11 protein-coding genes and 1 pseudogene are annotated in these 12,143 nt (G+C 74.5%); 7 read left to right on the top strand and 5 right to left on the bottom strand.

Annotation, left to right across the window (positions count from 1 at the left end):
• Positions 1-5: 5 nt before the first annotated feature.
• From O7598_RS22925 to cofC, 3 genes and pseudogenes are all read right to left on the bottom strand, one after another.
• Complete coding sequence (locus O7598_RS22925) at positions 6-887, bottom strand: NUDIX hydrolase (RefSeq protein WP_269693348.1); 882 nt, start codon at positions 885-887, stop codon at positions 6-8.
• A gap of 40 nt (positions 888-927) precedes the next feature.
• Entirely contained in the window at positions 928-3,231 is a 2,304-nt protein-coding gene (locus O7598_RS22920; RefSeq protein ID WP_442929885.1) for an RNA degradosome polyphosphate kinase, read from the bottom strand.
• Positions 3,232-3,510: 279 nt separating this feature from the next.
• Positions 3,511-4,131 (bottom strand): annotated as a pseudogene (gene cofC, locus O7598_RS22910) (2-phospho-L-lactate guanylyltransferase); the annotation flags it as partial.
• Between the two features lie 94 nt (positions 4,132-4,225).
• Between cofC and O7598_RS22905 the strand changes: the two are divergent.
• The 5 genes from O7598_RS22905 (at position 4,226) to O7598_RS22885 (ending at position 9,148) form a co-directional block, all read left to right on the top strand.
• Positions 4,226-4,951 carry a lysophospholipid acyltransferase family protein gene (locus O7598_RS22905; protein WP_269693347.1) on the top strand — a complete coding sequence of 242 codons (726 nt, stop codon included), beginning with the start codon at positions 4,226-4,228 and terminating at the stop codon, positions 4,949-4,951.
• Positions 4,948-5,955, top strand: a complete 1,008-nt coding sequence (locus O7598_RS22900; protein ID WP_091063994.1) for an NAD(P)H-dependent glycerol-3-phosphate dehydrogenase — start codon at positions 4,948-4,950, stop codon at positions 5,953-5,955. Before O7598_RS22905 ends, O7598_RS22900 begins: the two co-directional genes overlap by 4 nt.
• Positions 5,952-7,070, top strand: a complete 1,119-nt coding sequence (locus tag O7598_RS22895; RefSeq protein WP_269693346.1) for a cystathionine gamma-lyase — start codon at positions 5,952-5,954, stop codon at positions 7,068-7,070. Before O7598_RS22900 ends, O7598_RS22895 begins: the two co-directional genes overlap by 4 nt.
• A 172-nt stretch (positions 7,071-7,242) precedes the next feature.
• The gene (locus O7598_RS22890) at positions 7,243-8,034 is read left to right on the top strand and encodes a putative protein N(5)-glutamine methyltransferase (RefSeq protein WP_269693345.1); all 792 of its coding nucleotides are present in this window, start codon (positions 7,243-7,245) and stop codon (positions 8,032-8,034) included.
• 67 nt (positions 8,035-8,101) lie between these two features.
• A complete protein-coding gene (locus tag O7598_RS22885; RefSeq protein ID WP_269693344.1) occupies positions 8,102-9,148 on the top strand; it encodes an ROK family protein in 1,047 nt (348 codons plus the stop codon).
• A gap of 28 nt (positions 9,149-9,176) precedes the next feature.
• On the opposite strand, the gene O7598_RS22880 is transcribed toward O7598_RS22885, so the two are convergent.
• Together O7598_RS22880 and O7598_RS22875 are read right to left on the bottom strand one after the other, a co-directional pair.
• Positions 9,177-9,377 carry a DUF397 domain-containing protein gene (locus tag O7598_RS22880; protein WP_269693343.1) on the bottom strand — a complete coding sequence of 67 codons (201 nt, stop codon included), beginning with the start codon at positions 9,375-9,377 and terminating at the stop codon, positions 9,177-9,179.
• A 4-nt stretch (positions 9,378-9,381) separates the two neighbouring features.
• A complete protein-coding gene (locus O7598_RS22875) occupies positions 9,382-10,227 on the bottom strand; it encodes a helix-turn-helix domain-containing protein (protein ID WP_269693342.1) in 846 nt (281 codons plus the stop codon).
• Positions 10,228-10,503: 276 nt separating this feature from the next.
• On the opposite strand from O7598_RS22875, the gene O7598_RS22870 reads away from it, so the two are divergent.
• Complete coding sequence (locus O7598_RS22870) at positions 10,504-10,728, top strand: hypothetical protein (protein ID WP_269693341.1); 225 nt, start codon at positions 10,504-10,506, stop codon at positions 10,726-10,728.
• A 302-nt stretch (positions 10,729-11,030) separates the two neighbouring features.
• A complete protein-coding gene (locus tag O7598_RS22865) occupies positions 11,031-12,134 on the top strand; it encodes a D-alanine--D-alanine ligase family protein (protein ID WP_091064463.1) in 1,104 nt (367 codons plus the stop codon).
• Positions 12,135-12,143: the final 9 nt, after the last annotated feature.

Raw genomic sequence — 12,143 nt, 5'->3', positions numbered from 1 at the left:
CCTCCTTACAAGCGGTCGGGGGTGAGGAGGCGCTCGCCGGCGAAGGCGAGCAACCAGCCGCCGCCCTTGGCGGTGACGAAGTCGCCCGGCCCGCCGGTGAGCCGTTCCAGTGCGCCCGGGATCACCTTGCCCTGGCTGCACACCGCGACCGGCTCGGCGGCGGCGGCCAGCGCGGCCAGCCGCGCGGCGGCGGCGAGCACGCACTCCTCGGGCTGCTGACCCGGCTTCGGCTCGTCCAGGTCGCCGCAGACCTCGATCGGCAGGTCCAGCCGGGCCGCCGCCGGATCCAGCGTCTGCACGCACCGGCGGGCCGAGGCGGAGAAGAGGCGCACCGGCCGGACCAGCGTCACCAGCGGGACCAGCGCCAACGCCTGGGCCCGGCCCTCGGCGTCCAGCGGCCGGCCGGTGTCCGGACCGGTCCAGGTGCCCCGTTTCCCGGCGTGCGCGTGCCGGACCAGCAGCACCGTCGCGGTGACCGGCGGCAGCGCCGCGAACGCGCCGATCACCTCGGCGTCGTGCGGATAGCTGACCCGGCGGGCCGCCGCGTCGACCGGGAACCAGGCCACCTCGTCCACCTCGGTGCCGGGTTGGAAGCCGCCGCTGCCGACCGCCCGCATCGACCACCAGTCGACCGCCTTGGCCCGGCCCTCGCTGCGGTAGCGGACCGTGGGCAGGCGCACCTGCGGCACCGCCCGGACGTCGGTCTCCTCGGCGACTTCCCGCACCGCGGCGGCGAGCGGGTGCTCACCGGCGTCCAGCTTGCCCTTGGGCAGCGACCAGTCGCCGTAGCGGGGACGGTGCACCAGGCAGACCTCGACGCCGGCCGGGCCCGGCCGCCAGACCACGCCGCCCGCCGCCCGGATCCGCACCGGCTCGTCGTCGCTCATCGGATCACCGTATGCCCGCCCGCCGCTCGGCACGGCCTGCTCAGTCCGCCCGGCCGCCGACCCGGCGCAGCAGCAGGTCCTGCAGGTGGGTCAGCGGCGTGTCGCCGTCGCCGGTACGCCGGTGCCAGGTGCCGTCGGCGGCCAGCTCGAACGCGTCCACGTCGCTGTCGAACGCGGCGGCCAGCACGTGATCCAGCTCGGCCCGGGCCACCGGGTCGCTCACCTGCACCAGCGCCTCCACCCGGCGGTCCAGGTTGCGGTGCATCAGGTCGGCCGAGCCCATCCAGAACTCGGCGTCGCCGTTGTTGCCGAACCGGAAGATGCGGGAGTGCTCCAGGAACCGACCGAGGATCGACCGGACCCGGATGTTCTCCGACAGCCCCGGCACCCCCGGGCGCAGCATGCACATGCCCCGGATCAGCAGGTCGACGTGCACGCCGGCCCGCGACGCCCGGTAGAGCGCGTCGGTGATCTCCTCGTCGACCAGCGCGTTCACCTTGAACTGCACCAGCCCCGGCACGCCCAGCCGGACGTGCTCGATCTCCCGGTCGATCCGCTCGATCAGGCCGCTGCGGATGCCCTGCGGCGCGACCAGCAGCCGCCGGAAGGCGGTCTGCCGGCTGTAGCCGGTGAGCACGTTGAACAGGTCGGTCAGGTCGGCGCCGATCTCCGGGTCGGCGGTGAGCATGCCGAAGTCCTCGTAGAGTCGGGCCGTCTTGGGGTGGTAGTTGCCGGTGCCGATGTGGCAGTAGCGCCGGATCTGGTTGCCCTCCTGCCGTACCACCAGCGCGGTCTTGCAGTGCGTCTTCAGGCCCACCAGGCCGTAGACCACGTGGCAGCCGGCCCGTTCCAGGGTGCGCGCCCAACCGATGTTCGCCACCTCGTCGAAGCGTGCCTTCACCTCGACCAGCACCACCACCTGCTTGCCGGCGGCGGCCGCGTCGACGAGCGCGTCGACGATCGGTGAGTCGCCGCTGGTGCGGTAGAGCGTCTGCTTGATGGCGAGCACGTCCGGGTCGGCGGCGGCCTGCTCGACGAAGCGCTGCACGCTCGTCGCGAACGAGTGGTAGGGGTGGTGCACCAGCACGTCGCCGTCGCGCAGGGTGGCGAAGACGCTGCGCGGCACCTCGCCCTCGGCCAGGCGCGGGTGGGTGGCCGGCACGAACGGACGGTCCTTGAGGTCGGGGCGGTCGGCCTCGCCGTAGACCTGCCAGAGCGCGGAGAGGTCGAGCAGCCCGCGCACCCGCAGCACGTCGTGGTCGTCCATGTCCAGCTCGCGGACGAGCAGCTCCAGCATGTGGTCGGAGATGGAGGCGGCCACCTCCAGCCGCACCGGGGGACCGAAGCGGCGCCGGGCCAGCTCCCGCTCCAGCGCCTGGAGCAGGTCCTCGTCGCGGTCCTCGTCGACCTCCACCTCGGCGTTGCGGGTGACCCGGAACAGGTGGCACTCGACCACCTGCATGCCGGAGAAGAGCTGCCCGAGGTGGACCGAGATGAGGTCCTCCACCGGCAGGAACCGGACGCCGGGCCGGTCGCGGGCGACCCGCACGAACCGGGGCACGTTGTTCGGCACCTTGACCCGGGCGAACAGCTCGGAGCCGCCGTCCGGGTCGCGCACCGAGACGGCCAGGTTCAACGACCGGCCGGAGATGTAGGGGAACGGGTGCGCCGGGTCCACCGCGAGCGGGGTGAGCACCGGGAAGATGTGCTCCCGGAACCAGGTGCGCAGCCGCTCCCGCTCGGCGTCGTCCAGCTCGCTCCAGCGCAGGATGCGGACGTCTTCCTCGGCGAGCCGGGGGAGCACGTCGTCGACGAAGCAGGCGGCGTGCCGGGCGACCAGGTCGGCGGCCTTCTCGGTGATCAGTTCGAGCTGGGTGCGCAGCGGCAGCCGGTCGCCGCCGCGCACCGGCAGGCCGGCGGAGAGCCGGCGCTTCAACCCGGCCACCCGGACCATGTAGAACTCGTCCAGGTTGCCGGCGAAGATGGCCAGGAACTTCGCCCGTTCCAGCAGCGGCGTCCGGGGGTCCTCGGCGAGCGCCAGCACCCGGGCGTTGAAGTCGAGCCAGGACAGCTCCCGGTTGAGGAAACGGTCCTCCGGCAGCGGCGCGGCGGCCGGCGGCTCGTCCGGGTCGGGGCCGGCGACCGGGCCGGGCCCCTCGACCGGATCCAGCGGCTCGTCCAGGCCGCTGGCGCCGGCCGCGTCCGGATCGGTGCCGAGGCGCTCCTCGGGCGGCCGGGTCTGGCGGAACCGCCCGTCCGGGCCGCGGGTCGGGCGGCCGTTGCGGGGCGTGCCGGGGTCGAGGAGGGGAGGCGGGCCGTCGGAGTGCTCGCGAGGGGTGCTCACCACCTCATGATTCCCTGACGAGGGTGAACGGAAAATGAACTCCGGTCAGGTTGTTCAGGCCATCGTCGGCAAGGTCACCCGAATGACCTCGCCGGCGGCGTCCCGTTCCACCCGCAGGCGCTGCCCGAGCCGCAGCAGCCGCAGCCCGGAGGCGTCGAACGCGCGCGCCGGGAATGCCAGCTCGGTGCCGTCGTCGAGCAGCAGCACCCCGCTGCGGGTCGACGCGTCGTAGGTGGCCACCGTGCCCTGCATGCCAGCACCGTACCGGACCGGGTCGCCGGCCCGGGCCAGCAGCGCGCCGGTGCGCGGGCCCACCCCGAGCCGGGCGGCGGCGGACAGGTCGGCCGCGGTGTCCACGTCCCGGCGCAGGCTGGGCCAGTCGCCGGCCAGCGGCAGCGCCCCGCTCGCCGCGTGCGCGCCGGCCGAGCCGGGCCCGAAGCGCGGCGCCAGCGGCACCCCGGCCGGCGCGGCCAGCAGCACCGTGCCACCGCCCGGGGCGTCGGCCACGAACCCGCGTACCCCCTCGGTCGCCCGCAGCGCCGCGGCCAGCTCGCCCGGGCGCAGCGCGGGCAGGTCCGCGGTGACGCCGGCCACCGCGGCGCGCGGCCCGGCCGCCGTCGCGCCGTGCCGGAAGGCCGCGTTGAGGCCGGCGCCCGGGTCGGCGGTGACGCCGGCGCCCGCCTCGGTCACCGTCGCGGTGACCCGGGGGTCGTCGGTGACCACCAGCACCCGGCCGACCGCCGGGCAGGCCAGCGCCGCGCGTACCGTGTCGGCCGACAGCGCCAGCGCCAGCTCCTCGTGGGGTACGCCGGGCAGCGCGCCCCGCAGGCGGCTCTTCGCCGCCGCGAGTCGCTTCACCGGCATCACCACGGTCCAGCTGGGCTCAGGCACACCGACCATCCTGCCAGCGCCCGGCGGTACCCTCACTGGCCGGACCGGGGGCGAGCAGGCATGATTCTTCCCCGGGGCGCGTGGGGCGGAACGAGGAGGCACTGTGGCACCGCGGAGGCTGGGATTCTGGCAACGGTTCGCCGTGGTGCTGGTGAAGCCGGTGTTGACCGTCTGGACCCGGCGCACCTGGCGGGGCATGGAGCACCTGCGGCGCGACGGCGGCATCATCATCGTGCCCAACCACATCTCGCACGCTGATCCGCTGGTCTCCGCGCACTTCATCTACGACGCCGGGCGGTGGCCGCAGTTCCTCGGCAAGGCCAGCGTCTTCAAGGTGCCGGTGATCGGCTGGATCCTGCACCGGTGCAGGCAGATCCCGGTCGAGCGGGGCAGCGTCGAGGCGGTCAAGTCGCTGGACAAGCTGATCGCCGCGCTGGACGAGGGAGGCGCCGTGGTGATCTACCCGGAGGGGACCACCACCCGGGAGCCGGAGCTGTGGCCGATGAAGGGCAAGACCGGCGCGGCCCGGCTGGCGCTGGCCACCGGCGCCCCGGTGATCCCGGTCGCCATGATCGGCCCCGAGCGGATGTTCGACCCGCGTACCGCCCGGATCGGGCTGCGCCCGCGTACCCCGGTGACGGTGGTCGCCGGGCCGCCGGTCGACTTGGGCCGGTGGGCCGGCGCCATGCCGACCCGGGCGATCCTGGAGGAGATGACGGACACCATCATGCTGCGGATCCGGGACCTGGTCGCGGAGATCCGCGGCGGCACGCCACCGCCGCTCTGGCAGCGACCGGCCCGCACCGGCGCGCCGGAGGTCTCCGAATGAGCGGGCACGTCGCGGTGCTGGGCGCCGGGTCGTGGGGGACCGCGTTCGCCAAGATCCTCGCCGACGCCGGCCGGGACGTGACGGTCCTGGCCCGCCGGCCCGCGGTGGCCGAGGCGATCCGCGACGGGCGGCACAACCCGGAGTACCTGCCGGACGTGCGCCTGCCCGAACGGGTCACCGCCACCGGCGACGCCGCCGAGGCGATCGAGGGCGCCGAGGTGGTGGTGCTCTCGGTGCCCTCGCAGACGCTGCGCGGCAACCTCGCCGAGTGGACCCCGCACCTCGCGCCCGACGCCACGCTGGTGTCCCTGATGAAGGGCATCGAGCTGGGCACCACCAAGCGGATGAGCCAGGTGATCATGGAGACGGCCGGGGTGCCGGCCGACCGGGTGGTCGTCGTCTCCGGGCCCAACCTGGCCCCGGAGATCGCCGCCGAGCAGCCGGCCGCCACCGTGGTCGCCGGCACCGACAGCCGGCGTACGGCACTGGTCCAGGCGTCGATCCGGACGCCCTACTTCCGTCCGTACACCAACGACGACGTGATCGGCTGCGAGCTGGGCGGGGCGGTCAAGAACGTGATCGCGCTGTCGTACGGCATCGCCACCGCGATGGGCTTCGGCGACAACACCCGGGCCATGCTGATGACCCGGGGCCTGGCCGAGACCGCCCGCCTCGGCGTGGCGCTGGGCGCCGACCCGATCACCTTCGCCGGGCTGGCCGGCATGGGCGACCTGGTCGCCTCCTGCTCGTCGCCGCTGGCCCGCAACCGTACGTTCGGCGAGCACCTGGGCCGGGGGGAGACGCTGGAGCAGGCCCAGGCGGCCACCCGGCAGACCGCCGAGGGCGTGAAGAGCTGCCTGGCCATCCGGGACCTGGCCCGGGCGCACGGGGTGGAGATGCCGATCACCGAGCAGATCGAGCGGATCTGCCACGAGGGGATGGACCCGCGCCTGGCCGTGGACGCGCTGATGAGCCGCACCGCCAAGCCGGAGTCCTACGAGTGACCGCCGGCTGGGGGGACGGCACCCGCAGCGTGCGCGCCGGGCTGCCGGACGCCGTACCCGGGCAGCCGTTCCTGCCCGGCCCGGTCTTCGCCGCGCCCTACCACCTCGACCCGTGGCGCGGCCCGGCGGCGGCGCCCGACGGGTACGGGCGGCCGGACAACCCGACCCGCCGGCTCCTGGAGGCGGCGATCGGCGAGCTGGAGGGCGGCGACTGCCGGGTCTTCGCCAGCGGTCAGGCGGCCATCACCGGGCTGCTGCTGACCGTGCTGCGACCCGGCGACACCGTGCTGCTCCCCGCCGACGGCTACTTCCCGGTGCGCGCGTTCGCCACCGACACCCTGGAGCGGATCGGGGTGCGCGTCGACTTCGTGCCGACCGCCGGGCCGTACCCGTCGTTCGAGGGCGTGCGGCTGGTGCTGCTGGAGACGCCGGCGAACCCCGGCCTCGACGTCGCCGACGTGCCGGCGCTGGCCGAGGCGGCGCACGCCGCCGGCGCGTTGCTGGCGGTGGACAACACCACCGCCACGCCGCTCGGGCAGCGTCCGTTGGACCTCGGCGCGGACGTGGTGGTCGCCTCCGGGACGAAGGCGCTCACCGGCCACTCGGACCTGCTGCTCGGCTACGTGGCGACGCGCGACGACGCGCTGCGTGACGCGGTGGCCGGCTGGCGGACCACCACCGGCGGGGTGCCCGGCGCGTTCGACTGCTGGCTGGCCCACCGTTCGCTGGCCACCGTCGACCTGCGGCTGGCCCGGCAGGCCGCCAACGCCGAGGCGCTGGCCGGGCTGCTCGCCGGCCGGCCGGACGTCACCGGCCTGCGCTGGCCCGGGCGGCCGGCGGACCCGGCGTACCCGGTGGCGTCGGCGCAGATGCGCCGGATGCCCGGCGTGCTCTCCTTCGACCTGGGCGACGCCGACCGGGTGGCCCGGTTCCTCGACGCGTCCCGCCTGGTGGCCGCCGCCACCTCGTTCGGCGGGCTGCACACCACGGCCGACCGGCGGGCCCAGTGGGGCGACGACACCGCACCCGGCTTCGTCCGGCTCTCCTGCGGCATCGAGGACCCCGCCGACCTGGTCGCCGACGTGGCCGCGGCACTGGACGCCGCCACGGGCTGACGGCGGGCCGGGCGCTGGGCTATCGTGACGGCAGCCACGGCCCGTGCGGCCCCGACACCGAGGAGGTGAGTCCGATCCACCAGCAGAGGACCGGCGCTCCCTCCGAGTCCGTGTCGCCCCGGGGCTGAGGCGACGCCGGGGGCGCCGACGAGCGTTCCCCGAAAGGCTTGCCATGGCTTCCACCGTGTTCACTCCCGACCGTTCCGCCCTCGTCCGCCGGCTGCGCGCCGCCGGCTGTGTCTTCGCCGAGGACGAGGCCGACCTGCTGATCGCCGCCGCCGACTCGGCGCGGACGCTGGCCCGGCTGGCCGACCGCCGCGTCGCCGGCCTCCCGCTGGAGCACCTGCTCGGCTGGGCCGAGTTCTGCGGGCGGCGGGTCGCCGTCCACCCGGGCGTGTTCGTGCCGCGCGGGCGTACCGCGTTGCTGGTCGCCGCCGCGGTGGCGGTCGCCGGGCCGGCGCCGGCGGTGCTCGACCTGTGCTGCGGCTCCGGCGCCGCCGCGCTGGTGCTGCACGACCGGCTGGCGCCCCGGTGGCTGGGCGCCGCCGACGTCGACCCGGTCGCGGTGGCCTGCGCCCGGCGCAACCTCGACCCGTTGGGCGTGCCGGTCTACCAGGGCGATCTGTTCGACGCGGTGCCGGCCGGCTGGCGTGGCCGGCTGGACCTGGTGGTGGCGAACGCCCCGTACGTGCCGAGCGACGCGGTGGCGACGCTGCCGGTCGAGGCGCGGGTGCACGAGGCCGCGGTGGCGCTGGACGGTGGCGCGGACGGGCTCGCGGTGCTGCGCCGGGTCGCCGCCGGCGCGGCCGAGTGGCTGGCCCCGGGCGGGCACCTCGCGGTCGAGGTGAGCGCCGAGCAGGCCCCGGCGCTCTGCGCGGCGATGACCGCCGTGGGGCTCGACCCGAGCGTGGTGCGCGACGAGGAGTGGGAGGCGACCGCCGTGACCGCGCGCCGGCCCGGCTGACGTCGGCGTGGCGGGTGGCCCCGCCGAGAACTAACCTCGGGTCAGACTCGACGGGGAGGCGGTGGCGGTGGGCAGCGCAGGGGTGCCGGTGGTGGTGGGGCTGGACAACGGCGGCACGAGCAACAACGCCACCGTGCTGACCGTCGACGGCCGTTTCCTGGTGGACGGGCTGCTGGAGATCCCGAGCGAGGTCGGCGCCGGGCCGGAGGCGGCGATCGAGGCCCTCGCGCGCGCGTTCGACGGCGTGCTGGCGCACACCCGGGTGCCCCGTGAGCTGGTGCGCGCGGTCGGGCTGGACACGCCCGGGCCAGCCAGCGCCACCGGGGTGATCTCGTCGCGCGGGTCGACCAACTTCGCCCAGCCGGCGTGGCGCGGCTACGACGTGCGCGGCGCGCTCGAGCAGCGGCTCGGCCTGCCGGTGGTCTACGCCAACGACGGCAACGCCGCCGCCCTCTACGCCCATCACCTGCACTTCGGCGCGGACGCGACGGCCCGCTCGTCGGTGTCCGCGATCGTCGGCACCGGCCTGGGCGGGGGTGTGGTGGAGAGCGGCCGGGTGGTCGGTGGCGCGGCCGGCATGGCCGGCGAGTTCGGGCACGTGCACATCCCGCTGGACGGGCTGCTCGAGCCGGGTCAGCCGGTGCCGGTCTGCGCCTGCGGTTTCGCCGGTGACGCGGAGAGCGTCGCGTCGCTCACCGCGATCCGGCGCAACCTGCTGCCGTACTGGTTGTCCCGGTATCCGGAGCACCCGCTGGCCGCGGAGGAGCCCGCCCGGGCCGCGAAGCTGCTGCGCGACCACGGCGAACGGGGCGACCCGCTGGCCCGCCAGGTGTTCGGCCAGCAGGCCCGGGCGCTGGGGCGGCTGTTCACCATCGCGGCCAACTTCACCGACCCGCACGCGTACTTCGTCGGTGGCGGTGTGGTGGAGGCCGCGCCGGAGTTCCGCGACTGGTTCCTGGCCACGGTCGCCGAGCACACGGTGCTCCGCGACGAGCAGCGTGCCGTGGCGACGTTCGCCCTGGTGCCCGACCGTGACATGGCCGGCGCCCGGGGCGTCGCCATCGCCGCGCTGGAGGCGATGAAAGGCGGGGCCCCCGCTCAACGCCTTCGGTAGAGGCGGGGGCCCCTCTTAACACCACGCGTCAGGCGTGCGGCGGAGCGGTGGTGAAGGCGGCCCAGGCGGCCGACGGGAACACCAGCACCGGGCCGGTCGGGTCCTTGGAGTCGCGTACCGCTACCGACTGCGGCAGCGGGGCCATCTCCACGCACGCGCCCTCATCGCCGCTGTGGCTGCTCTTGCGCCAGCCGGTCGGCGTCGGGTGGGGCCGGTTCGTGCCGTTCATGCGGTCACCTCTCGTTGAGCAGACGGAGGAGCTGGTCCCGACTGGCCGCCGGGCTCAGCGCCACGGTCCGCAGGTGCTCCATGATCTTGGTGCAGGTACGCAGGTCGCCGGGTCGGTCCAGCACCATCTGACCGGCGACGGTCTCCACCGAGGCGATGATCGGGTCCTCGGGGTCGGCGAACTCCAGGATGTGCAGCGATCCCCGGGTGCCCCGGTGGTAGCCGGCGGCCAGCGGGATCACCTGCACGGTGATGTTCGGCAGCTCGGTCATCTTGAGCAGGTGGTGGAGCTGGTCGGCCATCACCGAGTGGCCGCCGACCGGGCGTAGCAACGCGGCCTCGTCGATGATGGCGTCCAGGATCGGCGGGTCGTCCCCGGAGATGCGTTGCTGGCGGTCCAGCCGGAGCTGGACGCGTTGTTCGACCTGTTCGTCGCTGAGCGTGTGCGGGCCACCGCGCATCACTCCGCGGATGTAGTCGGCGGTCTGGAGCAGGCCCGGCACCACCGACGGCTCGAAGTTGGCGATGCCGGTGGCCTCGGCCTCCAGCGCGATGAAGTCGATGGTGCGGCGGTCCAGCAGGTAGGAGTAGGACACCCACCAGCCGGGCTTGCGGGCGTCCTTGGCCAGTTGCACCGCCGCGGCGATCTCGTCGGGCCCCACGCCGTAGCTGGTCAGCAGCGCGCGCACGGTGGCCGGGCTGATCAGTGTCTGGGCGTTCTCGTAGCGGGACAGGGTGCTCCGGGTGCTGTTGATCTCATCGGCCGCGGTCTCCAGGGTGAGGCCGGCGGCCTCCCGGTGGGTCCGTAGGGCGATGCCGAGCCGTCGGGCCCGCGCGGTCTTCGACGCCATGCATCGATGGTCGCACATCCGGTGGGAAAATGGGCATGAGAGAAAGTCGATGAGAGTTGCATTCACGCCTGTCCACCTGTCAATCTGTGACAGCGTCCTCACCGCCGGTTGTCGTGGCGACGGTGGTGGTGAGTGACCGGAGGGGATGGGGCGCGCGGCGATCGGGTTTTACTCCCCCACGACCCGATCGTCGCGTGCCCGTCCGGTCCACCAGGCGGGGAGGGGTTACGCGATGACGGTGACGGCCTGCCACCCCGGAGGCGGGGGTGGCCGGAGATGACGCGGTTCCTCGTGGTCCTCACCGACGTACGACCGGCCAACGGTCACGAGCGCGACGAACGCACCACCCCCGAGCGCCGCCGGCAGGTCGTCGGCGCGAGCAGCCGGGAAGCGGCCGACCGGATCGCCGGCGCGTTCATGGCGCTGGGCATGGTCCGCGCCGGCCGCCAGCGGGTCAAGGTCATCGCGGTCGGCCGCCGGCCCCGGCATCCGGCCTCCTGAACCACACCGGGCCCGACCCCTGGACGCGGCGACCGGGGTCGGGGAGCCGGGCGGCCGGTGGCAGGTCCCGCCGCCGGCCGCCCGGGCCGCCGTTCCGGCGCGCGGTCGCGACGGCGACGTGCCGGGTGGCCGAGGGCCGACACCGCGTCGTTACTCCCCGTATAAGTTGTCTTGACCGTTTGCCATGCCGCACCGCGTCTCCCCGGGTATCGGCCACCGCTCCCGACGACGCACAGTAAGGTCAACCGGGTGAGCGCCACCGGCGTGCACGGCCAGCCGCAGCCGCGAACGATGAGGTGACCATGACCACCCCAGGCAAGACCCGTGTGGCGATCGTCTTCGGCGGCCGCAGCCCCGAACACGGCATCTCCTGCGTCAGCGCCGGCAGCGTGCTGGCCGCCCTCGATCCGGACGAGTTCGAGGTCGTCCCGGTCGGCATCACCCGGCAGGGCCAGTGGGTGCTCGCCAGCGGTGACCCGGCGCAGCTCGCCATCGCCGACCGCAAGCTGCCCGAGATCACCGCTGGCTCCGGCGCCGAACTGGTGCTGCGCGCCGACCCGGCAGCCGGTGGCCTGATGGTGCTCGACCCGGCCCAGGGGCCGGTGGCACTGGCCGACGTGGACGTGGTCTTCCCGGTGCTGCACGGCGCATACGGCGAGGACGGCACCATCCAGGGCATGCTGGAGATGGCGGACATCCCCTACGTCGGGGCGAACGTGTTCGCGTCCGCCGCCGCCATGGACAAGGAGTTCACCAAGAAGCTCTGCGCGGCCGAGGGCATCCCGGTCGGCCCGTACGCGGTGCTGCGCGCCGGCATGTCGCTCACCGAGGAGGACAAGGAGCGCCTCGGGCTGCCGGTCTTCGTCAAGCCGTCCCGGGCCGGCTCGTCGTTCGGCATCACCAAGGTCGACGACTGGGCACAGCTGGACGCCGCCCTGGCCACCGCGCGGGAGATCGACAGCAAGGTGCTGGTCGAGGGCGCCGTGGTGGGCCGCGAGATCGAGTGCGGCGTGCTGGAGGGTGAGGCCGGCGGCGCGCCCGAGGCGTCGGTGCTCGCCGAGGTGCGGATGATCGGCGACCGCGACTGGTACGACTTCGAGGCCAAGTACATCTTCGCCGACGAGGTGACCGAGTACGACGTCCCGGCCGGCCTGCCCGACGCGGTGACCCGGCAGGTGCGCGACTACGCCACCCGCGCCTTCACCGCGCTGGACTGCTCCGGCCTGGCCCGGGTCGACTTCTTCGTCACCCCGGAGCTGGACGTCTATCTCAACGAGATCAACACGATGCCGGGCTTCACCCCGACGTCGATGTTCCCGCGCATGTGGGCGGCGAGCGGGCTGGAATACCCGAAGCTGGTCAACCGCCTGATCCGCACCGCCCTGCAGCGCCGCGCCGGCCGCTGAGGCCGGCGC

It is taken from the genome of Micromonospora sp. WMMC241 (assembly GCF_027460165.1).
Lineage (GTDB): Bacteria > Actinomycetota > Actinomycetes > Mycobacteriales > Micromonosporaceae > Micromonospora > Micromonospora humi.
This window is presented reverse-complemented; position numbering and strand designations above follow the sequence as displayed.

Bases quoted from the DNA above. Each gene is read 5' to 3' on its own strand.
- O7598_RS22925 (WP_269693348.1), bottom strand. From the start codon at position 887: ATGAGCGACGACGAGCCGGTGCGGATCCGGGCGGCGGGCGGCGTGGTC.
- O7598_RS22900 (WP_091063994.1), top strand. From the start codon at position 4,948: ATGAGCGGGCACGTCGCGGTGCTGGGCGCCGGGTCGTGGGGGACCGCG.
- O7598_RS22890 (WP_269693345.1), top strand. From the start codon at position 7,243: ATGGCTTCCACCGTGTTCACTCCCGACCGTTCCGCCCTCGTCCGCCGG.
- O7598_RS22880 (WP_269693343.1), bottom strand. From the start codon at position 9,377: ATGAACGGCACGAACCGGCCCCACCCGACGCCGACCGGCTGGCGCAAG.
- O7598_RS22875 (WP_269693342.1), bottom strand. From the start codon at position 10,227: ATGGCGTCGAAGACCGCGCGGGCCCGACGGCTCGGCATCGCCCTACGG.
- O7598_RS22870 (WP_269693341.1), top strand. From the start codon at position 10,504: ATGACGCGGTTCCTCGTGGTCCTCACCGACGTACGACCGGCCAACGGT.
- O7598_RS22865 (WP_091064463.1), top strand. From the start codon at position 11,031: ATGACCACCCCAGGCAAGACCCGTGTGGCGATCGTCTTCGGCGGCCGC.